This window comes from Micromonospora sp. NPDC005324 (assembly GCF_040607155.1).
In the GTDB taxonomy this organism is placed as follows: domain Bacteria; phylum Actinomycetota; class Actinomycetes; order Mycobacteriales; family Micromonosporaceae; genus Micromonospora; species Micromonospora trifolii.
On sequence record NZ_JBEXGE010000007.1, the window covers coordinates 140817 to 162409 of the forward strand.

The window sequence follows — 21593 nt, forward strand, 5'->3', positions numbered from 1 at the left end:
TCGAATGCAGTGGTCTCAGGGGCGGGCGACTCACGTCGACGGCGAGGATCTTCCTCCTGGCCGAAGGTTGAGTTCTGATATGAAGAGTGTGCTGCCCGCCCCATGGGCGGCCGCCGCTCCCCCGGCGGCCGCCCACGCCTCGGTCAGCTGGCGTAGACCTCCAGCGCCGACAGTTGCCCGGCCGGCCAGCCGGTGTTCCCGGTGACAGTGATCCGCACGTAGCGGGTCTGCGCTGCGGTGAACGTCAGCGTCACCTGGTTGCCGGTGGCCGGGTTGAAGGTCCGCCCCGCCGATCCGACCAGCGTGCTGAAGCTTCCCCCATCGGTGCTGCCCTGCACGGACAGGGTCTGCGTCCGGCTGGCCCAGGCGGTGGCCGGGGGCAGCTTCAGCACCACCCGCCCGACAGTGCGCAAGGAACCCAGGTCGACCTGCACCCACTGCGGGAACGCGCTGTTGTTGCTCTCCCAGTAGCTGTTCGCGTCACCGTCGACCACGTTGCCCGACCCGTAGCTCTGGACGTGGCTGCTCTCCGACGTGGGTCGGCCCCGGGCGAGGTCCGCGTTGGCCGCGGCGTCCGTGGTGACGGTGACCGCCGGGGACGCGCCGGAGGTGTTGCCGGCGGCGTCGCGGGCGGTGACAGTGAAGGTGTACGCGGTGGACGGGCTGAGCCCACTCACGGTCGCCGTGGTGCCCGTGACGGTGGCGACGACGGTGCCGCCCTGGCGTACCTGGTAACCGGTCACCCCGGTGTCGTCGGTGGACGCCGTCCACGCCAGGGACACGCTCGTCGACGTCTTGCCGGTCACGGTGAGGCCGCTCGGGGTGGTCGGCGGGTTGTCCGGGACGGTGCTGCCGGCGTACACCTCGACCTGGGCGAGCTGGCCCGCCGGCCAGCCGGTGTTGCCGCTGATGCTGAGGCGGACGTAGCGGGCCGTGGTGGCCGTCAGCGTGCGGGTGACGGTGTTGCCGGTGGCCGGGTCGAAGGCGAACGCGGAGGCCCCGGCGATGGTGGTGAAGGAGGAGCCGTTGACGCTGCCCTGCACGGTGATGGTCTGGGTGCGCGCGCCCCAGCCGGCGGGCAGCCGCACCACCAGCTTGTTGACCTGGTGGCTGGCGCCGAGGTCGACCTGCCACCAGTGCGGGAAGGAGCCGCCGCCGCTCTCCCAGTAGCTGCCGGCGTTCGAGTCCACAGCGTTCGACGCCGGGAACCCGCCGCCCTGGCTGCTGGCCGCTGTGGACCGGCCGGCCGCGAGGTCGCCGCCGGTCGGGGGCGGAGTGCCGACCATCGGTGGGGTGGGGCGTACGGCGGTGAGCGCGAGTTGCCCCTTGAGCATCCGGCCGCCGTCGGCGGTGATCCGCAGGTAGTAGTCGGAGGAGCAGGCCACGCCGTCCTCGTCGAGGGCCCGGATGTTCGCGCCGGCCGGGGTGGTGGCCTGGGTCTCGGAGGTCTTGGCGATCTGGTTGCCCTCGTTGTACTCGTCGAACATGGACACGTACAGGCCCTGGGAGCCGAGCCGGACCATGTTGTAGATGTGCCGCCAGTAGAAGTCGCCGTGCTTGCGGTGCCCCCCGGCGAGGTCGCCGGGCATCACGCAGGGCAGGTAGTCGATGCCGCGCGCCGCACAGTCGGCCATGTCGCCGACGTTGACGTTGTTGTAGTAGGAGTCCAGTTCCTCAACGGTCCTGGCCCGGTAGACCATCCACGGCGAGATCGCGTGGAACGCGTGGTAGACGTCGAGGAAGCCGGGGCGGGAGTCCTCAATGCCCTGCCGCCACCAGGTGGGCACACCACCGATGACGTAGCAGCCCTGGGCCTTGAACCAGTTGATGACCTCCAGGCAGGGCCCGGGGGTGAACGGTCGGCTGGGCTCGCTGAAGCCGAAGCCCCAGATGCAGACGACCGGTTTGCCGTTCTGTCGGGCGTACGCGGAGGACGCGGTGTGCGCGGCCATCTTCGTCGTCCAGTCGGTCTTGATCTCCGATTGAAAGGTCAGCCAGTCGGTGACGTCGTACATGATGTAGAACTTGCGGTTGTTCCGTTCGGCGGCGGAGCGAACCTTCTGTGTCATCGCGTCGCGGGTGGGGCCCTCGTCGCCCATCGGGTTGAACCGTTGCAGCGCGGCGGTGTCGCAGCCGTTCTCCTGCATCCAGCGGAAGTGGGTATCCACCGTCTGCTGGTCGTAGGAGGAGAAGAGGGTGGCCGGCTGGCCGTTGCCCAGGTTGGGGTACGCGGTGGGATAGGTGCGGGTGTATTCGCGCATGTCCGGCCAGGACACGATCGTGGTGTTGGCGGGTGAGGGCGGCTGGAACCGGTCGCGGCCCCAGTGCCACCATCCGCCGATCGGCGCCCCGTCGCCGGGTGCGCTGAACCAGCCCTGGTAGCCGACCGTCACCTTGCCGACCACGTCCCCGGGGGGACTGGCGGCCTGCGCGGGGCTGGACATGCTGGTGAGCAGCTCGGTGGTGGAGGCGGTGGCGAGGGCGGACCCGGCCAGCACCGATGTGACGAACCTGCGGCGGGAGACCGCCATGACGACCACTCCTTCGGGACGGAAGGCATTGACGGCCATCGTGGCAGCACTGGATGCCGACCCGCAAGAGTTAGACTGATCGATGAAAAACCGGATCAGATGACGGGAATTACGCGCTGGATCGTCAGTGGCTGATGGCCCTCTCCAACGCTCGCACCGGGGACAGGATCTGGCCGCCGGCCTGGCGGCGACGGGCGTCGCGCACCGTCATCCGTACGCCCTCGGTGAAGCCGATCTTCGGGTACCACCCGAGCAGCTCGCGCGCCTTCCTGGTGTCCAGAGCCATGTTGCGCACCTCCCCCGGCCAGGGCAGCGGCTCGTAACGGGCCGCATTGCCGACGCCGGACGCCTCCCGGACCGTGTCGTACACCTCGTTGACGCTCGTCTGCCGACCCGAGGAGATGTTGACCAGACCCACCCCGGGGTGGTGGCAGGCGACGGCGATCGCCTCGGCGACGTCGCTGACATGGATGAAGTCCCGCGTCTGCGTGCCGTCGTCGTAGATCACCACCTGCCGGCCCCCGAGCAGCGCGTCGGCCATCAGGGACACCACGCCGCAGTCGCTGCCCTCCTGCCGGGGCCCGTAGACATTGCCGAACACCATCGAGGTGTACGGCAGGCCGTGCTGACGGCCGTACCAGTCGAGGTAGTGCACCCCGGCGGCCTTGCTGACGCCGTACGGGCTCACCGGAGCGATCGGATGGTCCTCCCGGACCGGCAGGTCGTGGGCGGCGACGCTGCCGAAGATGGCGCTGCTGGCCGCGTTGATCACCAGCCGTACGCCGCCGCGGGCACAGGCGTCCAGAACGTTGACGGTGCCGAACACGTTCACGTCGGCGTCGTACAGGGGTGAACGACGGGCCGCGGGAACGCTCGGCTGCGCGGCGAGGTGCACCACCACGTCCGGCTGCCACTGATGGATGATCTCGACACCCTCCGGCGTACGGATGTCACCCGGCACGACGTCGGCCTCGGTCAGCCCGCCGTACGCGGCGTCGGCCAGGTTCTCGATCCGGCCGGTGGAGAAGTTGTCGAGCACCCGGACCTGGCTGCCCATCAGCATCAGCCGGGCGACCACGTGGCTGCCGATGAAGCCGGCGCCTCCGGTCACCAGCACGCGCCCGGGGATCAGGTCCGTCGGCGGGTCGACGCCGACGGCAACAACTGGCAGGTCCATGTGGAACTCCTTGCAACGACGGGGTTCTCGGCCCTCAGCGGCAACCGGACGACCGGGCACGACCGTAACCCACCAAATACTCCCCAAAGGTACGTTTCACCCAACGTTCTGGGCCGATATGCGAGCTTCAGAGCAAGACGTCCCGTTTTTACCTATCCGGGACTATTGGGGCATTTGTGACTAGTAGCTTACTCCCGGGGTGCTCCCCCGCATGCCCTCGAAGGACCTGACGGAGAAGGAGGTCGGCGCGTTGAGAAAGATCCCGGGACCCGTGACCGCGGACTCAGCTCCGATGCCGGGCAACGACAGCGCGACACCGCACGACCTCGCCACGACACCGAGGTCCGACACGCGACAGCGCCCGGAAATCCCGCTCCAGCTCCACGAGTTGTTCGACCGACACGAGCAGGCCACCACCCGGTCCGACCAGCACCGACGGCGGGCCCGCGTGGTGGTGCTCGAGGCGAACGACGCGGCCACCACGCCCGACCGCCTCGACGAGGAGTTCGACGTGGCCGTCCGACTCCCGGTGCCGGCCTGCGCCGAGGAACTCGCCAGGGTGCTGGCCAGCGTCCGCCCTCGACTCCTGTTGCTCAAGCACTCCCTGGAGAGCGTCGACGACCGCATCATCACCAGGTGCATGAGTGCCGGCGTCGAGATCATGGTGCTGGCCCGCCCCGTCTACGGTCTGCTACGGGCACCCGCGATGGCGCGCTTCGGTGGGCTGCCCTGGATTCGGCTGGGGTCCGGTGGCGCCGGCCGCCCCCGTGGCGAGCGGCTGAAGCGGTTCTTCGACCTCAGCGTGATCCTGCTCAGCGCCGCCGTGGTGATCCCGCTGATCGCGGTGATCGCCGCCGTGGTGTCGTTCACCGGCCCGCCGTTCTACCTCCAGCAACGCGTCGGCACCGGTGGCCGGCTGTTCCGGGTGGTCAAGTTCCGGACCATGCGGGTCGGCGCCGAGCAGACCACCGGCCCGGTCCTGGCCCTGCCGGACGACGTCCGGATCACCCGATTGGGTCGCTGGCTACGACGGTCCCGGCTGGACGAGTTGCCCCAGCTCTGGAACGTGCTGCGCGGCGAGATGAGCCTCGTCGGGCCCCGCCCGGAACGACCGGAGTTCATCGCCGGCTTCGGCCGGCTGCCCGACTACGACCTGCGGCACCTGATCCGACCGGGGCTGACCGGCATCGCGCAGCTCACCGGCGGATACGCGGCCACCGTCGAGGACAAGCTCCGCTGTGACCTGCTCTACCTCAACTGCCGCTCCATGCGGGTCGACCTGACCCTGCTCCTGCTGACAGTGGTCGAGCTGTTCCGGGGGTTCCCCCGTGGCTGACGCGACCCACGCTGTCGAAACCCGGGTCACCCGCAACACGGCCAGCATGCTGGCCGCGCGGGTGATCATGGCGGTGTCCGGGCTGGTCTCGGTGCCAGTCATCTACCAGCGGCTCGGGCCGCGGGAGTTCGGGATCTGGGTCGTGCTCGCCGGCCTGCTGGCGATGGCCGCCCTGATCGACCTCGGGCTCGGCTCCGCACTGGTCCGCGAGGTGGCCCGAGCCGAGAGCGCGGCCGACCGGGACCTGGTACGCCGGCTGCTCGGGCTGGGGCTGGGCTGGGCCGTGCTGCTGGGCGTGCTCACAGTGGGGGCGCTCGGTGCCTGCTGGCCGTGGCTCGTCGGGCTGCTGCGCCTCGGTGACCTGGCCGACGAGGCGTGGCAGGCCACCCTCTGGCTGGTCGTCGGCCTGGTGGCCGGCGCCGTGGAGCTGCCGTGGCGGGCCGTGCTCGAAGGCGGCCAACGGTACGGTTCGCTCGCCGCGATCAGCGCCGGCACCGCGATCCTCGCGGCCGTCCTTGCCATTCTGGTGGTACGCCTCGGCGGCGGCCTGGTGGCGTTGGCCGCCTCGGCCGCCGCGACCGGGGTGATCCGCACACTCCTGCTCGCCGCGACGACCCACCGCCAATGCCCGGACCTGTCCCCACGGTGGGGACCAACGGACCTGGCCGACATCCGCCGGATCGGCGGCTACGGCCTGCGGGTGCAGGTTTCCAGTGGCGCCGGCATGGTCAATGTGGAGCTCGACCGCCTCGTGCTCGGTGGCGCCTTCGGCCCCGCCGTGGCCGGCGGTTTCGACCTGGGCAGTCGCCTGCTCAACCTGCTCCGCCTGCCCCCGGGTTTCGCCCTCATCGTGCTGTTCCCCGCGGCGGTCGCCCGCACCGTGGCCCGGGGCACCGGCTGGCTGGACCGGTTCTACCTGGCCGCCACCCGCTACCTCGCGCTGTTCCTGGCCCCGGCCACCGCGGCGCTGATGGTCAGCGCCGATCCGCTGGTCCGGCTCTGGCTGGGCCACGACGTTCCCTGGGCCGCGGCGAACATCATGATCCTCGCGCCCGCGTACGCCCTCAACCTGATCACCGGGGCGGCGACGATCGCCGCCCGCGCCGAGGGCCGGCCCGGGTTGGAGACGCGGTACGTGCTGCTCTCCGTCGTCCTCAACCTGGCCCTGACCGTGCCGATGCTGCTGCTGTGCGGGCCGCTCGGCGTACCGCTGTCGACAGCGCTGGCGGTGGTGCTCAGCACCGGGTACTTCCTGGTCTACTTCCACACCGCCACGGCCCGGCCGCTGGCCCCGCTGGCGCGGGCGATCTGGCCGCCGCTCGCCGCGGCCGTCGCGGCCGGGTTGGTCACGGCGGCGGCCAGTCAGTTCCTGCCGGACGGTCCGGGACGACTCGACGCCGCCCTCGCGGTGTCCACCCGGGCGGGTCTGACAGTGCTCGTCGCCGGCACGCTGCTGATCGCCGGCGGACACGTCGGCGCGAGCGACCGGATGCGACTGCACCGGCTGCTGCGCGCGCCGACGGCCGTGTTGTCGCCGAGCACCGGTGGTCCGCGATGAGCGTCGACCACCGCACCGCGCGGTGCGTGCTGTGTGGGCCACGGCAGGCCCACCTGCCCCAACTCGGTGGGCTGCTGCGCCGCTGCGAAGGCTGCGGCTTCAGCTGGACCGCGCAGGAGCAGGCCACCGAGGACGGGCGCTACGACGAGGACTACTTCGCCGAGGGCGGTTACGACGACTACTTCCGGGCCGCGCCACGTCGGTTCGAGGCACGGCGGCGGCTGCGCTGGCTGCTCTCCACCGTCCGCCCCACGGTGCTGCTCGAAGCCGGTCCCGCCGGCGGGTACTTCCTCGAAGCCGCCCACCGCGCCGGGATCACCGCCAGCGGCATCGAGGTCAGCCACGCCGCCGCCAGCTTCGCCCGCGACCACCTCCACATGCCCGTACGCCAGGGCTACTTCGAAACCATCGCACCCACAGTCACCGCCGACGTCGTCTGCGCCTTCCACGTCCTCGAACACGTCGAAGACCCCCGCGCCTTCCTGCACGCCGCGCACACCGCCCTCACCCCCGGCGGCTGGCTCGCCCTCGAAGTACCCAACATCGCCTCCGCCGCCGCCCACCGACTCGGCACCGAATGGCCGGGCCTGCAACCGCGCTACCACCGCTGGCACTTCACCCCCGACACCCTGGTCCGGCTGGTGACCGACCTCGGCTTCGAGGTGGTCCGGCAGGACACCACTGTCTTCCGCTACTACATGCCGCTCGCCTACCGCCTGCGGCACGCACGACATCTACTCCCCGCCGACGTACTCGGGCTCCGCTCACCGCGGCTGACCCACCCACGCCTCGGCGACCTACTCCGGGTGATCGCCCGGGCGCCACGAACCGGACGGAGCACCTGATGAAACTGGATGGGATCGAGCTGGTCCGCTGCCAGCTCTGCGGCCGCGCCGGTGGGCACTCGCCGACCCTCGGCGAGCTGCTGTGGAGCTGCCCGGACTGCGGCTTCGTGTGGACCGCTGGCAGCGCCCCGGCACCGGAGGAGCTGTACGACGAGGCCTACTACACGACGGACGGGTACCAGGACTACTTCGCCTCCGCCGCTCAGCGCCGGTTCGAGGCGAGCCGACGCTTGCGCTGGCTGCTGTCCGGCGTCCACCCCACAGTCCTGCTCGAAGCCGGCTGCGCCGGCGGTTACTTCCTCGAAGCCGCCCACCGCGCCGGGATCACCGCCAGCGGCATCGAGGTCAGCCACGCCGCCGCCAGCTTCGCCCGCGACCACCTCCACATGCCCGTACGCCAGGGCTACTTCGAAACCATCGCACCCACAGTCACCGCCGACGTCGTCTGCGCCTTCCACGTCCTCGAACACGTCGAAGACCCCCGCGCCTTCCTCCGCGCCGCGCACACCGCCCTCACCCCCGGCGGCTGGCTCGCCCTCGAAGTACCCAACATCGCCTCCGCCGCCGCCCACCGACTCGGCACCGACTGGCCCGCTATCGCTCCCGCGTACCACCGCTGGCACTTCACCCCGGACACGCTGAGCCGGATGCTTGTGGAGTCCGGGTTCCGCGTGATCTCCCACGACACGGTCTTCTCCCGGTTCTACTGGCAGCCGGCGGCGCGGCTGCGCAACGCCCGCAATCTGCTGGTCGCCGACGTCGCCGCCAGCCGCTCGCCCCGGGTGACGCACCCACAACTCGGCGACCTGCTGCGGATCTTCGCCCGCCGCGACGACCGGGCGGTGTCGTGATGGGAGCCCCGCTGCTGTCGGTGCTGCTGGTCAGCTGGAACACCCGCGAGCAGACCCGGCAGTGCCTGGAGTCGCTGGCGTCGACCGCCGACCCCGACCTGGACTACGAGGTGGTGGCCGTCGACAACGGCTCGTCCGACGGCTCGGCCGACCTGCTCGCCGACCAACCCCGGGTCCGGCTGATCCGCAACAACCACAACACCGGGTTCGCCGCCGCCGTCAACCAGGCGTACCGCCGGGCCAACGGGCAGCTGATCCTGCTGCTCAACAGCGACATCCGGTTCCACCCGGGCGCGCTGACCCGCATGGTCGACCACCTGCGGGAGCGTCCGGACGTGGCCGGGGTCAGCCCGCTGTACCTCAACCCGGACGGCACCTTCCAGCAGCACTACGTCCAACAGCCCAGCTTCGTCGCCACCATCGCGCTGGTGACCGCGCTGCGCCGACTGCCCGGGTTCCGCCAGGCGCTGCACCACTTCCAGATGCGCGGCGAGGACTTCAGCCGCCCCCGGCAACTCGCCTCGGGCAGCTGCATGCTGCTGCGCCGCGCGGTGCTCGGACAGCAGACCATCTTCGACGAGACGTTCCCCGTCTACTGGAACGACGCGGTCCTCGCGCGGCAACTCGACCAGGCCGGGCACCAGCTGTGGATGCTCCCGGACGCGGTGGTGACGCACAGCCGGGGCGCGTCCTGCCGCCTGCTCGGGCCGACCATCCGCTTCCGACACCTGCTGGGCAGCCTGGTCGGGTATCTGCGGCTGACCCAGCCCCGTTCCCGGTTGCCGGTGTTCCGGGCCGTGCTGCTCGTCGACCACCTGGTCAAGCGGCTCTTCGGTCGATCCGTACAGCTGGGTCTGGGCGACCTGCTCGCCGCGCTGCGCGGCGACGTCGGTCCGCTGCCCGACGGTGACACCCGCGACTGGGTGGTGCTGTTCAGCCGGACCCGATGGTCCGTTGACGGGCATTCGACGGTGCTGGGGCAGTTGGCTCCCGGACAACGGTTGCTCTTCGTCGACCCGCCGGGACGCCGGCCGCGCTGGCGGTGCGAGGTGACCCCGATCGGCTCGGCGGCCTGGCACGCCGTCGCACCGACAGCGCTGCCGCTGGGTAATGCGGTGCCGCTGGTCAACTGGATCAACCGGCGGATCGCGGCCGGTGCGCTGCGTGGTTGGCTGGACCGGCACGCCGGCGCCCGTCTGCTGCGGCTCGACGACGAGCGTGCCCGCCCGGTGCTCGGCCGCCTCGGCGAGGACGAGTTGCTGCCCGCCGCAGCGCCACGTCCGATGGAGCGGTCGGGCCGTGGCTGAGCACACCACCACCCTGCGACCGGCGGCCGCAGCGGTCGTGTCGCCCACCGACGACCGCGGCTGGGTGGTCATCTTCAGCGGCACTCAGTGGGCGAACGGGGCCCACCGGCAGCACGCGCTGGCCCGCGAGCTGACCGTCGACCATCGGGTGCTCTTCGTCGACCCGGCCGGGCACCTCCCGCGCTGGCGGGTCCAGGCCCGGCAGGTGGCCGACGGTCTGTGGCAGTGCGCCGCGCCGGCGCTGCTGCCGTTCGGCCGGCACCTGCCTCCGGTCAACCGGGTCAACCGCTGGCTCGCCGCGCGGGTGCTGCGCCGCTGGTTCCAGCGGCGGGAGGCATCCGTACGACTGCTGTGGCTGGACGAGGACCTGGCCGCGCCGGTCGCCGCCCGGCTGGACGCGTCCGCCGTCGTCTACGACGCCACCGACCTGGACTGGACGTTCACCCGGCCCTGGAACCGTCGGCACCTGCGCCGAGCGCTGCGCAGCGCCGTCGGCGCCGCCGACCTCGTCCTCGCCTCCTCCAGCGCGCTACCCGACCGGATGCCCGCCTCCCACCCGGCACCTGTGGTGCTGGCCAACGGATGCGACCCGGACCGCTTCTCGCCGGACGGCCCTGTCGCGCCCTGGTTGCTCAGCCTGCGCCGACCACTGATCGGCTACAGCGGGGCGGTCGACACACGGGCCTTCGACGCGGACCTGGTGGCCGCGGTGGCGCGCGCCCACCCGGAGTGGACGTTCGTGCTGATCGGCCCGTCCACCCGAGCCGGTCGTGCCCCGCTCGCCGGGCTGTCCAACGTGGTGCTGGTCGACGCCGTCCGCTTCGCGGACGTGCCGGGCATCCTGCGGGCCTGCGACGTCACCATCATTCCCTACCGGGTCGGTGGGCTGATCGACTACGTGCACCCGAAGAAGTGCTACGAATACCTGGCGCTGGGCAAGCCCGTCGTCGCGACGCCGCTGCCGGCGCTGCGGGCACTGGGCGACACCATCGCCCTCGCCGCCGACCCGCCGAGCTTCGCCGCGGCCCTGGCCGACGCGCTGGACCGCGCCGGCACGCCCGAGGACGCCGCCCGACGCCGGGAGGTCGCCACCCGCAACAGCTGGTCGGTACGGGGCGTCCAGCTGCGTTCCCTGTTGGCGGGGTTGCCGCGATGAGAGTGCCGATCGTCGCGCCCGGTGTGGTGCTCGCCGGAGCCGCGCTGGGCGGAGTCGTGACAGTGGTAACCCTGCTGCCCGGGCCGGTCGGCCTGGCCGCCGCCATCGGAGTGCTGTGTTTCGGCGCGTTCCTGCTCTGGCCCTGGGCCGTACTGCCGGTCGGCATCATCGGCGGCGCCGTGGTCGGCGCACTGCTCAGCGGCGGCGACGTGCGCGGCTACATCGCGGTGAAGGTCCTGCTGCTGGCCGCCGGCGGCGCCGCGCTGGCCGCCCGTCACTGGCTCGGGGCGGAGCGGGGCACCCGGCGCACCGCCGCCGACGTGGGGATGCTGGTCCTGGTCGCATTGACAGTCGTGGCGGCCACCTACGGTCTGGCCGTCGGCAACCTCCCGGCGGAGGTGCTGGTCGCCGCGTACCAGGTGGCCACGATCCCGGTGTACTTCTTCGTCGCCACCCACACCCTCACCACGCCCCGTCGGATCCTGGCCGCAGGCATCCTGTACGTGGTGCTGGCGGGGCTCTTCACCGCCATCTCGGTGGCGGCACCGGGGCGGCACGGCGGGCTCATCACCCTCATGGCCATCCCCGCGCTGATCTGGATCGCCGGCCGGGTGCGGGGTTGGCGTCGGGCCGGCGCCCTCCTGCTTGGCGGGTTCTTCGCCGTCGACGTGCTCCTCGCGTCGTACCGGGGGATCTGGCTCGCCGCGGCGCTGACCGGGCTGATCATGCTGGTTCGCGGCGGGCGCACGGTCCGGACCGGCCTGGCGGCGACCGCCGCGGCGGCGGTCGCGGTGGCCGCGATCCTCGCCCTGCAACCAGGGGTACGGGAGCGGGCCACGGAGATCACCAAGGGGTTCGAGCAGTCCGCCGGTTACCGGGGGGTGGAGTCCGAGGTCGGCCTGGGCGTCTTCGCCGACCAACCGCTGGTCGGGGCCGGCCTCGGACAGACCACGCCGGACATCTACCTGTCCGGCTTCACCTTCACCGACGTGGGGCCGGTGTACCACGCCTTCTACGTCACAGTGCTTGCCAACCTCGGGCTGGTCGGGCTCCTGCTGGTCCTCTGGCCGATCCTGCGCAGCATCCGCGTCGGCCTGCGCAGTCGGGACGGGATCGCGCTGCCCTTCGCGGCGCTGTCCTGCGGTTTCCTGGCCGCCGCCCTCTTCGCGGCGCCGACCGACGGGCACTGGGAGCTGGGTCTGCTGCCGGCGCTGACCCTCCTCACGGCACATCACGAGGGGGCGCGGCTGCGGCGACCCGCCCGGCCTCCGCTGCTGCGCGGCGCTCTGACCCGAACGGGTGTGGCGGCATGAGCGCGGCCGACGCCACCGCCGTGGTGGTCACCCACAACTCGGCGGGACAGATCGTCGCCGCCCTGACCGCGCTACGGCAGGCGCAGGTGCCGGTGCGACTGGCGGACAACGCCTCCACCGACGGCACGCTCGACCTCGTCCGAAGCCGCTTCCCGGAGGTGACGGTCCTCGCCAGCCCCACCAACACCGGGTTCGCCACCGCCGTGAACCGGGCCGCGGCCGGGGTCGACACCGACGTCGTGCTCCTGGTCAACCCGGACTGCGTGGTCACCCCCGGCGCGGTGGCGGAACTGGTCCGGGTCCTGCGCGACCGACCGTCGGTGGGCATCGCGGGACCACGGCTCACCGACGCGCACGGCCGGGTCGCGATCAGCGCCCACCGGTTCGAATCCCTCGCCACGGTGCTGGCCAGCCGGTTCGGTGGGTCGCTGGTGCCGGTCTCGCTACGGCGGCTGCTCAGCGGCCGGCAGCGCCGCGCCGCGTACGACGCCTGTGTGCGCGGGGCGCAGCCGGTGGCCGTGGACTGGCTCTCCGGTGCCTGCCTGGCGGTGCGTCGCGAGCTGTTCGTGGCGATCGGCGGCCTCGACGAGGGCTACTTCCTGTACTACGAGGACGAGGAGCTGTGCCTCCAGGCGGCCCGGCGCGGCGCCGAGGTGCTGTACGTGCCCTCGGTGACCGCCGTGCACACCGGCGGGGCGAGCAGCTCCGACCCGGCCTGGATCTGGCCCCACCTGTACCGCAGCATGCTGCGGTTCTTCGCCCGCCACCGCTCCGGCACCCTACGCGCGGTACGCGGCGTGGTGCTGCTGCGCGCGCTGATCGGTATCGGACTGGCCGGGGCGCGGATGCCGGTGCAACCCCGAGCCGGGACGGCCCGGCTGCGGGCCTGGACCCGCGTCGGCCGAATCGCTGTCACCCGACCTGAGACGAGAGGAGGAGCGTGATGCACGTCCTGACAACTGTCGTCGGCAAGCGCACCGAACACTGGACGGACCTGTTCGACGTCCTGTGCGAACAGCCGGACGTCACCCTCACCGTGCTCGCCGCGGACGTGTCCCCGGCGACCCGACGCGAACTGGCCCGGTTGGCCCGCCGACACCGAAGGCTGCGGTACCACATCGTTCCGCACCTGCTCGGTGAGTCGTTGACCGGGCACATGGCCTCGGTGCTGTTCCGGCTGCCCGGCCAGCACGACGTGACCACCGCCCGCCCGGACATCCTGCACGTCATCGGCGAGGCCGCGTACCTCACCACCTGGCAGGCCCTGCGGCTGCGTCAACGCTGCTGGGCCGGAGTGCCCACCACGCTGTACGCCGCGCAGAACGTGGTCACCCGGTTTCCGGTGCCGTTCCCCCGGATCGAGCGACAGTCCTACCTGTCCGTCGACCACGCGTTCCCGATCACGCCCGCGGCGCTGAACGTGCTGCGGATCAAGGGCTACCGGGGCCCGGCCACGATCGTGCCGCTCGGCGTGGACACCCGGATGTTCCGGCCACTGCCCACCGATCCGGCCGCCCGCCCGTTCACTGTCGGGTTCGTCGGGCGGTTCGAGCCGCACAAGGGGGTGGTCGACCTGCTGCGCGCCGCCGAGCTGATCGACTGCGACGTGTCGCTGGTCGGGGACGGCAGCCTCGGCGACGACATCGCGCGGGCGGCCGCGCGCCGACCGGGCCGGGTGCACCGGCACGGCTGGGCCGGCCACGCCGAGCTGCCCACGCTGCTGAACGACATGGACGTGTTGGCGATGCCGTCGGTCGAGGTGGTGCAGCGCAACACCCTGCCGTGGATCGGCATTCCGCTGCGCGAGCAGTTCGGCCGGGTGCTGGTCGAGGCGATGGCGTGTGGCGTACCCGTCGTGGGCAGCGACGTCGGCGAGATCCCCTACGTGGTGGGCGACGCCGGTCTCGTCTTTCCGGCCGGCGACGTCTCCGCGCTCGCCGCCCGCCTCGCGCGGCTGCGCGACGATCCCGCACTCGCCGGCCAGTTGGCCAACCGTGGGCTGGCCCGCGCCGGCGCCGAGTTCGGCTGGGACCGCATCGCCGACACCCTCTGCACGACCTGGCGCGGACTGCGGTCCCCGGCCCGGTCGCTGCGCACATCGCCCGCCGAGGCCGGGCACCCAACCAGAGAGGCGATCGCCTGATGAGCGCGTCGATAGATGTCAAGGGTCTGCTCGGTGCCTCCTGGCGCCGGGTGGGCGTACCACTGCTCGGCCTGTGCGCGGGCCTGGCCGCCGCCCAGGGAGTGACCCAGCTCCTCCCGGCGCGCTACGAGGCGGAGGCCTCCGTGCTGGTCAGCGCCGAGCAGACCGACGAGGACCGACCGGTGGACCTGGCCCTCGCGCAGAACCTCACGCCCACCATCGCCCGACTGGTCGGTTCCCGGGAGGTCGCGCTGGAAGCGGCGCGTTCGCTGCAACTGCCCGAGCGGGCGGTGCTCGGTCACGTCAGCGGCGAGTACGAACTCGGTCTCCAGATCATCACCGTGCACGCGAGCGCCGGCACCGGTACGCAGGCCGCCGCGATCGCGAACGCCGCCTCCCGCGCCGTCAGCCAACAGCTGGGCCGGCTGGACATGGGCGGCTCCACCAGCATCAACGCGCGGGTGCTGGACACCGCCAGCCCGCCGGCCCGGCCGGCCTTCCCGAAGCCGCTGCTCAACGGCGTGCTCGGGGCCCTGGCCGGGCTGCTGGCCGGCTGGGGCGCGACCATCCTGCGCGACAGGTTCGACAGCCGGCTGCGCGACATCGGCCAGATCGAGGCGCGCCTGGGCCTGCCGGTAATCGGGGTGCTGCCGAAGCTGCCGCGCCGCTTCGCCCGCCATCACGCCGCCGCGCTGTACGCCCGCACCGACGTCGCCGACGCGGTACGCGCCACGATCTCGACGCTCAGTGTGCTCACCGCTCCCCTGCCCCGTCGACGGCTGCTGGTCACCAGCGCCCACGACGACGACGGCAAGGCGTTGGTGACAGCCCTGCTCGGTCTCGGCATGGCCGACGAGCACTGTCGAGCCACGCTGGTGGACGGGGCGGTACGGGACCCGGTGCTGTCGGGCCACTTCCCGGAGGCGCCGCACACCTGGCAGCAGGTGCTGGCCCAGAAGTGCCCGCCGGTGCGCCTGGTCGACTTCCCCACCCTGACCGTGCTGCCGGCCGAGCCCCGCGAGGGCGCCGACACGGAGGCCCTGCACGAGCTGGGCGGGCTGCTCAACGCGCTGGGCGAGGACGAGGACTGCGTGATCGTCCACGCGCCGCCGATCCTGGCCGGACGGGAGATCTCGGCGTTCGCCCAGCACGCGGACGGCGTGCTGCTGGTCGTCCGCTCCGGCCGGACGAACCTGGACGACAGCACCCGGGCGGCCCGGCTCGTGCAACAGCTCGGGCTTCCGCTGGCCGGTGTCGTGGTGATCGGGGCGGTGTCCCGCACGGATCACCGGCCGAGCAGCGAGCAACCGGCCCTGGTGCCGGGTGCGGCCCAGGATGCCCTGGCGCTGCCGGCGACGAAGGCGGGCGCCCAGGGCGCGGTCATCCGTGAGCTGGTCAGCGCCCTGGTCGAGGACAAGTCCGGACCACCCGGACGGCACCGTCGACAGAGCTCGGGTGAGCCGGCCGCGGCCGGCAGGACCGTCGAGGGCAGGACGGTCGACGGCACGACGGTCGACCACAAGCCCGTCGAACGCAAGCCGGTCGACCGTCAGCCGGTCGAGAGCACGGCGGCCGGACGTACTCCGGTCGGCACCGTGGCGGCCCCGGAGGCGCCGGCCGGGCCGACCCGGATCGAGGATGCGGTCACCCAGCCGAACCCGGTGGTGACGGATGTCCCGGACCGGACCGAGCCCGAGCCGGTGCCGACGCCCACCGCCCAGCCCGAGCCCGAGCCCGCGGCTCCGGCCTGGGGCGGCAGTCCCGCCGTGGTGGGTGTTCTCGGCCGACCGTTGGCCCGGCCCGAGACGGCCTGGCGGCCGCCGGTGGCGGAGGCAGCGCTGCCGGAGCCGTCCCCGGACGCCCCGATGGCCGACCTCGCGGACCGCTGGCCGGTCTTCGGGCAGGAGCTGATGGCCGCCGGGCGGCCGAGCGGGCAACAACCCTCCACCGGGCCCGTCGTCCTGCGGCGGGCGGTAGCCGTCGGCGACGCCGATCGCTGGGGCTGACGACGGCCGAAGCAACGGTCGGCGGCCCACCCACGACAGGCGGGCCGCCCAGCTGGCTACAAACGACACTGACAAGGAGATAGGCCGATGAGTGAGATGTTGCTACCGACACAGACGTCCGAGCCGTCGCTGGACGACCCCCGCGCCCTCTACTGCGATCTGCTCAAGAAGGCGTTGACCCGCTACGTCTTCCGCGAGACGTGGATGCCCTACCACCCACGCCAGGGGTCCCTGCACGGCCGGATCCTCCAGCGCGGCCGGCACCTGCTGCAACGCAAGGGCCTGGAGCTGGTGCTCCAGTTCCCCTTCGACGAGGAGGCGCGGGCCACCGGCCGGGACTGGCCGCCGGAGGCCGAGACCATGATCGGGCTGCGTCGGTTGGACAACCTGGAGCGGTGCGTCAAGGACGTGTTGGAGCGGGGCGTGCCCGGCGACCTCATCGAGACCGGCGTGTGGCGGGGTGGGGCGGTCATCTTCATGCGCGGGATGCTGCGCGCCTACGGCGACCGGGACCGGACGGTGTGGGTCGCGGACTCGTTCCGCGGCCTGCCGAAGCCGGCTGCCCACCGGGTCGAGGACGTCGAGGACGCGCTCTGGCAGGTGCCCTTCCTGGCGGTGTCGTTGGAGCAGGTGAAGGCGAACTTCGAGCGGTACGGGCTGCTCGACGACCAGGTCCGGTTCCTCAAGGGCTGGTTCTCGGACACCCTGCCGACCGCGCCGGTGGAGCAGATCTCGGTGATGCGTCTCGACGGGGACCTGTACGACTCGACGATGGTGGCGCTGCGCTCGCTCTACCCGAAGCTCTCCGTCGGAGGCTACGTGATCATCGACGACTACCACGCGGTACGCGGCTGCAAGCAGGCCGTCGACGACTTCCGCGCCGAGCACGGCATCGAGGACGAGCTGCACCAGGTGGACTGGACCTGCCGCTACTGGCGGCGGTCGCGCTAGGGCGCGTTTCGACACAGACGGCGGGTGAAAGGTCCTGCGACCTCCCACCCGCCGTCTTCGTGCCCGTGGTCGGCGCTCAGTTGGCCGGCGGTGTCTGCGGATTGGCCGCGAGCCACTGCGCCACCCGGTCCTCGCGCAGGGCGGCGAAGAGCGCCGGGGCCCGGACCTCGTCCAACCGCACCGAGGACCCGGCCGGGGTCTGGAGGTTCGCGTCACTGAACGGCACGGTGACGAACTGGACCGTCTCCGGCTTCACCTTGCGCAGCACGAGGGCGAGGTCGGTCAGGTTCAGGTCGCGGTCGACGATGAGCGATTCGGCCGCTGTGGTGAGCACCCGGTCGAGTCGGGCCGGGCTGGTGAGCAGACTCGTCGCGGTGACCCGCTCGGCCAGGGCGCGTACCACGAGCTGCTGGTCGTAGATGCGGCCGAAGTCGCCGCCGGGCACGCCGTGCCGCTGCCGCATCAGGTCGTCGGCCGCCTTGCCGTCGAGGTCGTGGCAGCCGGCGGGCCAGGTGACGCCGGTGTCCGAGGACTTGACGGTGTACGGCAGGCAGACGTTGATTCCCTCCACCGCGTCCACCAGCTTGCGGACGGCGGCGAAGTTGGCCACCAGCACGCCGTCGAGTGGTAGCCCGGTGAGCTTGGCGACCGTCTCGGCGGCCAGCGCGGCCCCGCCGAACGCGAACGCGGCGTTGATCTTGTTGGGGCCGCCGGCCCAGGTCTGCCCCGCCGCGGGTACGTCGACGTAGCTGTCCCGGGGGATGGAGACGACAGTGGCCGCCTCCCGCGCGGCGTTGACGTGCACCAGCATGATGGTGTCCGACCGCTGCCCGGGGTAGAGGGCCTGGTCCGGCTCGCCGTCACGGGAGTCCGACCCGAGCAGCAGGAGGTTGAGCGGCCCCGACTCCCACCGGCGATCGTCGTGAGTGCCCTCGCCGAGGATGTCCTCGCGCTGCACCCTGCTCTCGTACCGGTGCTTCAGCCCGAAGCCGACGGTGACGAGGCCCGCGCAGAGCACGCCGAACATCAGGAGCAGGGCGAGGCTTGCCTTCTTCCAGCCGGCCATCGCCCGCCACCTCGACGGCGCCGGCGTGACCGTGCGGCCGGGGATACCGGTCACCATCTTGACCACCTCTGCACGAACTCTCGGGACGCTGAACCTGTTGCGGGGCAAGGGATGCAGCCGTTCGGGTCACCCGCTCGCCCCACTCATGAAGCATTTAATCACTCTTTAGGGTCTCTATGCCGCTTTATCCTCTTTGCCCGATTCGGCGGTGCCATTCTGGCCTTCAAGTTAGCGAGGGAGTTGGCATGTACGGAGTACCCACCAAGGGGCCACACATCGGAGGTGGCCTTGCCGCCACCGGGGTTGCCGTCCAGTCCTGGTTGCTGGTCGGCGTCGGGCTGGTCGTGCTGGGTCTGGCACTGTGGCTCGTCGCCATGCTGGGCCGCGAACGATGACAGGTTCCCGACGCGGGTCGTGGCTGCGCGCCAGCGCAGGGGGCCTGATCGGAGTCGCCGCCGCCGTCGCCATGCTCTGGCGGTGGCACGACATCGCCAGCGCGGAGGCGTGGCTGAACGCTCATCTCGTCAACGCCGTCGGGTTGGCGGACAGCAGGTCCATCGGCGCGGCCGTGATCTTCCCACTGGACGAGCGCTGGGTGGGCTTCATGGTCTCCAGCGGCTGCTCGGTCGCCATGTTGCTGATCCCGCCGATCGTGCTCGCGTCGACGTTGATCGGGTTCCGCCGCATCTCACTGACGCGTGGACTGAACGCCCTGGCGTTGGCCGTCGTGCTGCTGGTCACCGTGAACCAGATCCGACTCGGCGCGGTGGTGGTCTCGATGCAGACCTGGGGCTTCAAGCTGGGCTACGAACGCAGCCACGTGCTGATCGGCTCGGTGATCACGACCGCCGGTCTGATCGCCGTCACGATCCTCTTCGTGGTCCTGGTCAGCCGGACCAAGCGGATCTCCGGGACGGTCGCCGGTGTCCACTGAGACGCAGTCGCTCGCCCTGCTCAACACCGCGGCGTTCCTCCTGTGCGTCAGCTTCTGCGCGTACGTGCTGAGCATCCTGGTGTTCCACCTGAAGAGCGGGCGTAGCCGAGGCGGCAGCCCGGACGGCTTCGACTGGCACATCATCGTGCCGTGCCGCAACGAGGCGTCGGTCATCGGCGACACCGTGCGGCGTCTGCTCTGCGACTTCCCGCAGGCGACCGTCTGGTGCGTCGACGACGCGTCCGACGACGGCACCCTCGCCGAGCTGGCGGCCTTCACCGACCAACCGCGGGTGCACGTGGTCCAGCGTCAACTGCCTGACGCGCGACAGGGCAAGGGCGCCGCACTCAACGCCGCCTGGCGCCGCATCGAGCAGTCGTTGCCCACCAACGCGGACCGCACCCGGGTGATCGTCGGCGTGCTGGACGCGGACAGTCGACTCGACCCCCAGGGTCCGGTCGCCCTCTCCGGCCGTCAGTACTTCGGCTCGGCGCAGGTCGGCGCGGTGCAGGTGGAGGTGCGGATGCTCCAGTGCGCGCCGCGCCGGTACGCGCAGCCGACCGAGGTCGGTCGCTGGGGACGGCTGCTGATCCGGCTGCAGGACATGGAGTTCCGCGCCCCGATCGCCGCCATGCAGTCGCTGCGGCGACGCACCGGCAGCGTGGCGATGGGCGGCAACGGGCAGTTCACCCGGCTGTCCCTGCTCAACGAGATCGCCGACCAGCACGGCACACCGTGGCACGGCGCCCTCCTGGAGGACTTCGAGCTGGGCCTGCACATCCTGCTGGCCGGCGGGCGCACCGAGTACTGCCCGGAGAGCTGGGTGGCCCAGGAGGCGTTGACCCGGATCCGCCCGCTGGTGCGGCAGCGCACCCGCTGGGCCCAGGGGTCGATGCAGTGTGGCCGCTATCTCGGCAAGGTGCTGCGCTCGCCGCGAATCGGCAACTCGGCCACCCTGGAGATCGCCCACTTCCTGGCCGCACCGTGGACCCAACTGCTCGGCACACCGATCTACGTCGCCTGCCTGGTGGTGATGTCCTACTACATCGACAACACGATGGGTGGACTGCGCGGCTGGTGGAGCAGTGGCGGCTGGGGCGTACCCCCGCTGGTGCTCGTCTTCGGCATCGGACCGTTCGCCCTGTGGGGCATCGTCTACCGGATCCGTTGTGAGCCGCAGCTGTCGATCCCCAAGGCGCTGCTGCTCGGCGTCTGCCACTGGCTGTACAGCTACGCCCAGTCGCTGGCGGTCTGGTTGGCCTTCGCCCGCATGGTGACGGCCCGCACGGACTGGCAGAAGACCGCCCGTGCCGCCGATCCGCAGCCCCAGCCGGCCCCGGCTCGGGCCGTGGGCCGGGTGGCCGTCGGCCAGGCGGCAGTGGGTAGGGCCGCCGTGCCGGCCCAGCCGCGCCGGGCCCAACCGGCACGCCGGTCGGGCCGCAACGACGGGCCACGGTCGATCCGACCGCCCCGGCACCTCACTCACCTCACGCACCTCACCACCCCCACCACTGACCGCCCCACAATCGCCCACACCAGAAAGTAGACATCTATGCCACGAGTTAGATCCGGTCTCGCCCGCACCGCCGCGGTGCTGGCCGGTGGTCTCGCCATGGTCGTCCTGGCGGCCTCTCCGGCGATGGCCGACACCTCCCAGTCCTCCGCCTCGGCGCTTCAGATCAGCCTGCTCGGTGGTGGCCTCGCCAGCTCCGGCACGGCGTCGGCCACCAACGACGGCACCACCGAGTCGATCTCCGGTAACCAGACTCCCCCGCTGGCCGTGCTGGGTGGGCAGACCGTCATCACGGCAGGGGTGCTGGCTCAGAACGTCCGGGCCTTCAACGACGGCACCTCGGCGGCCTGCGCCGGTGTGCTCGGCACCGGCGGCACGGTGCTCATCGGTCCCGGCGGGTCCTGCCTCGTCACGCCCGGCGCGGCGGTGACGCTGACCCTCGGGACCAGCGGCCTCGCCACTATCGCCCTGGTCGCCGACGCCATCTACTCGTCCTGCACCGCCACCAGCAGCCCGTCGGCGACGGGCACGACGAGCCTGGTCAACGCCCGGATCACCTCGACCCTGCTGGGCATCGAGACCACCCTGCTCAGTCTGCCGGCCAACCCGGCGCCGAACACCGGGCTCAACATCCCGGGGCTGATCAACCTGACCCTCAACGGCCAGTCCAGCTCGGGCGTCGGTCAGCTGACCGTCACGGCGCTGAACCTGACGGCGCTCGGCGGAGCGCTGGCGGGGGTGACCATCGGCACATCGAGCTGCGGCGCGAACGCGATCGCACCGCCCATTCCGGTGATCCCGCTCGCCGGGGCACCGCTCGCGCTCGGTCTCGGCGCGCTCGTGGCCGGCACCACCGGCGGGTTCTCGCTCTACCGGCGTCGCCGCGCGGCTGCCAGGAGCTGACCC

General features: G+C 71.7%; 18 protein-coding genes. 15 read left to right on the forward strand and 3 right to left on the reverse strand.

Annotated elements, in window-relative coordinates:
* Positions 1 to 143: 143 nt before the first annotated feature.
* Positions 144 to 2531: a discoidin domain-containing protein gene (locus ABZS40_RS09980; RefSeq protein ID WP_354942956.1), complete on the reverse strand. Its 2388-nt coding sequence runs from the start codon at positions 2529 to 2531 to the stop codon at positions 144 to 146.
* 124 nt (positions 2532 to 2655) lie between these two features.
* Positions 2656 to 3708 carry a GDP-mannose 4,6-dehydratase gene (locus tag ABZS40_RS09985; protein WP_354942957.1) on the reverse strand — a complete coding sequence of 351 codons (1053 nt, stop codon included), beginning with the start codon at positions 3706 to 3708 and terminating at the stop codon, positions 2656 to 2658.
* A 211-nt stretch (positions 3709 to 3919) separates the two neighbouring features.
* Here ABZS40_RS09985 and ABZS40_RS09990 point away from each other — a divergent pair, with 211 nt between their 5' ends.
* From ABZS40_RS09990 to ABZS40_RS10040, 11 genes are all read left to right on the forward strand, one after another.
* Positions 3920 to 5044, forward strand: a complete 1125-nt coding sequence (locus ABZS40_RS09990) for a sugar transferase (RefSeq protein ID WP_354942958.1) — start codon at positions 3920 to 3922, stop codon at positions 5042 to 5044.
* On the forward strand, positions 5037 to 6602 hold the full coding sequence (locus tag ABZS40_RS09995) for an oligosaccharide flippase family protein (RefSeq protein ID WP_354942959.1): 1566 nt from the start codon (positions 5037 to 5039) through the stop codon (positions 6600 to 6602). The genes ABZS40_RS09990 and ABZS40_RS09995 overlap by 8 nt, the downstream gene beginning before the upstream one ends.
* Positions 6599 to 7447 carry a class I SAM-dependent methyltransferase gene (locus ABZS40_RS10000; RefSeq protein ID WP_354942960.1) on the forward strand — a complete coding sequence of 283 codons (849 nt, stop codon included), beginning with the start codon at positions 6599 to 6601 and terminating at the stop codon, positions 7445 to 7447. The genes ABZS40_RS09995 and ABZS40_RS10000 overlap by 4 nt, the downstream gene beginning before the upstream one ends.
* Positions 7447 to 8298 carry a class I SAM-dependent methyltransferase gene (locus ABZS40_RS10005; protein ID WP_354942961.1) on the forward strand — a complete coding sequence of 284 codons (852 nt, stop codon included), beginning with the start codon at positions 7447 to 7449 and terminating at the stop codon, positions 8296 to 8298. The genes ABZS40_RS10000 and ABZS40_RS10005 overlap by 1 nt, the downstream gene beginning before the upstream one ends.
* Entirely contained in the window at positions 8298 to 9605 is a 1308-nt protein-coding gene (locus ABZS40_RS10010; protein ID WP_354942962.1) for a glycosyltransferase family 2 protein, read from the forward strand. The genes ABZS40_RS10005 and ABZS40_RS10010 overlap by 1 nt, the downstream gene beginning before the upstream one ends.
* A complete protein-coding gene (locus tag ABZS40_RS10015) occupies positions 9598 to 10761 on the forward strand; it encodes a glycosyltransferase (protein WP_354942963.1) in 1164 nt (387 codons plus the stop codon). The genes ABZS40_RS10010 and ABZS40_RS10015 overlap by 8 nt, the downstream gene beginning before the upstream one ends.
* Entirely contained in the window at positions 10758 to 12074 is a 1317-nt protein-coding gene (locus tag ABZS40_RS10020; protein WP_354942964.1) for an O-antigen ligase family protein, read from the forward strand. Before ABZS40_RS10015 ends, ABZS40_RS10020 begins: the two co-directional genes overlap by 4 nt.
* A complete protein-coding gene (locus tag ABZS40_RS10025) occupies positions 12071 to 13018 on the forward strand; it encodes a glycosyltransferase family 2 protein (protein ID WP_354942965.1) in 948 nt (315 codons plus the stop codon). The genes ABZS40_RS10020 and ABZS40_RS10025 overlap by 4 nt, the downstream gene beginning before the upstream one ends.
* Complete coding sequence (locus ABZS40_RS10030; protein ID WP_354942966.1) at positions 13018 to 14217, forward strand: glycosyltransferase; 1200 nt, start codon at positions 13018 to 13020, stop codon at positions 14215 to 14217. The genes ABZS40_RS10025 and ABZS40_RS10030 overlap by 1 nt, the downstream gene beginning before the upstream one ends.
* On the forward strand, positions 14217 to 16223 hold the full coding sequence (locus ABZS40_RS10035) for a hypothetical protein (RefSeq protein WP_354942967.1): 2007 nt from the start codon (positions 14217 to 14219) through the stop codon (positions 16221 to 16223). The genes ABZS40_RS10030 and ABZS40_RS10035 overlap by 1 nt, the downstream gene beginning before the upstream one ends.
* 87 nt (positions 16224 to 16310) lie before the next feature.
* Positions 16311 to 17174 carry a TylF/MycF family methyltransferase gene (locus ABZS40_RS10040; protein ID WP_354942968.1) on the forward strand — a complete coding sequence of 288 codons (864 nt, stop codon included), beginning with the start codon at positions 16311 to 16313 and terminating at the stop codon, positions 17172 to 17174.
* 76 nt (positions 17175 to 17250) lie between these two features.
* Here ABZS40_RS10040 and ABZS40_RS10045 read toward each other — a convergent pair whose 3' ends face one another.
* Positions 17251 to 18297 (reverse strand): LCP family protein, encoded by a 1047-nt coding sequence (locus tag ABZS40_RS10045; protein ID WP_354942969.1) that lies wholly within the window; start codon positions 18295 to 18297, stop codon positions 17251 to 17253.
* A gap of 188 nt (positions 18298 to 18485) precedes the next feature.
* Between ABZS40_RS10045 and ABZS40_RS10050 the strand changes: the two genes are divergently transcribed.
* The 4 genes from ABZS40_RS10050 to ABZS40_RS10065 are packed head-to-tail and all read left to right on the forward strand — an operon-like array spanning position 18486 to position 21590.
* A complete protein-coding gene (locus tag ABZS40_RS10050) occupies positions 18486 to 18635 on the forward strand; it encodes a peptidase (protein ID WP_088989215.1) in 150 nt (49 codons plus the stop codon).
* On the forward strand, positions 18632 to 19174 hold the full coding sequence (locus ABZS40_RS10055) for a hypothetical protein (RefSeq protein WP_354942970.1): 543 nt from the start codon (positions 18632 to 18634) through the stop codon (positions 19172 to 19174). The genes ABZS40_RS10050 and ABZS40_RS10055 overlap by 4 nt, the downstream gene beginning before the upstream one ends.
* Positions 19164 to 20720, forward strand: coding sequence for a glycosyltransferase (locus tag ABZS40_RS10060; protein ID WP_354942971.1), 1557 nt, complete (start codon positions 19164 to 19166; stop codon positions 20718 to 20720). Before ABZS40_RS10055 ends, ABZS40_RS10060 begins: the two co-directional genes overlap by 11 nt.
* Positions 20721 to 20726: 6 nt before the next feature.
* Entirely contained in the window at positions 20727 to 21590 is an 864-nt protein-coding gene (locus ABZS40_RS10065) for a choice-of-anchor P family protein (protein ID WP_354942972.1), read from the forward strand.
* Positions 21591 to 21593 lie beyond the last annotated feature (3 nt).

Excerpts from the sequence above, each read along its gene's own strand:
- ABZS40_RS10010 (WP_354942962.1), top strand. The coding sequence starts at position 8,298 with ATGGGAGCCCCGCTGCTGTCGGTGCTGCTGGTCAGCTGGAACACCCGC.
- ABZS40_RS09980 (WP_354942956.1), bottom strand. The coding sequence starts at position 2,531 with ATGGCGGTCTCCCGCCGCAGGTTCGTCACATCGGTGCTGGCCGGGTCC.
- ABZS40_RS10055 (WP_354942970.1), top strand. The coding sequence starts at position 18,632 with ATGACAGGTTCCCGACGCGGGTCGTGGCTGCGCGCCAGCGCAGGGGGC.
- ABZS40_RS10045 (WP_354942969.1), bottom strand. The coding sequence starts at position 18,297 with ATGGTGACCGGTATCCCCGGCCGCACGGTCACGCCGGCGCCGTCGAGG.
- ABZS40_RS09985 (WP_354942957.1), bottom strand. The coding sequence starts at position 3,708 with ATGGACCTGCCAGTTGTTGCCGTCGGCGTCGACCCGCCGACGGACCTG.
- ABZS40_RS10005 (WP_354942961.1), top strand. The coding sequence starts at position 7,447 with ATGAAACTGGATGGGATCGAGCTGGTCCGCTGCCAGCTCTGCGGCCGC.
- ABZS40_RS09990 (WP_354942958.1), top strand. The coding sequence starts at position 3,920 with ATGCCCTCGAAGGACCTGACGGAGAAGGAGGTCGGCGCGTTGAGAAAG.
- ABZS40_RS10025 (WP_354942965.1), top strand. The coding sequence starts at position 12,071 with ATGAGCGCGGCCGACGCCACCGCCGTGGTGGTCACCCACAACTCGGCG.
- ABZS40_RS10020 (WP_354942964.1), top strand. The coding sequence starts at position 10,758 with ATGAGAGTGCCGATCGTCGCGCCCGGTGTGGTGCTCGCCGGAGCCGCG.
- ABZS40_RS10030 (WP_354942966.1), top strand. The coding sequence starts at position 13,018 with ATGCACGTCCTGACAACTGTCGTCGGCAAGCGCACCGAACACTGGACG.
- ABZS40_RS10050 (WP_088989215.1), top strand. The coding sequence starts at position 18,486 with ATGTACGGAGTACCCACCAAGGGGCCACACATCGGAGGTGGCCTTGCC.
- ABZS40_RS10040 (WP_354942968.1), top strand. The coding sequence starts at position 16,311 with ATGAGTGAGATGTTGCTACCGACACAGACGTCCGAGCCGTCGCTGGAC.
- ABZS40_RS10035 (WP_354942967.1), top strand. The coding sequence starts at position 14,217 with ATGAGCGCGTCGATAGATGTCAAGGGTCTGCTCGGTGCCTCCTGGCGC.
- ABZS40_RS10000 (WP_354942960.1), top strand. The coding sequence starts at position 6,599 with ATGAGCGTCGACCACCGCACCGCGCGGTGCGTGCTGTGTGGGCCACGG.
- ABZS40_RS10065 (WP_354942972.1), top strand. The coding sequence starts at position 20,727 with ATGCCACGAGTTAGATCCGGTCTCGCCCGCACCGCCGCGGTGCTGGCC.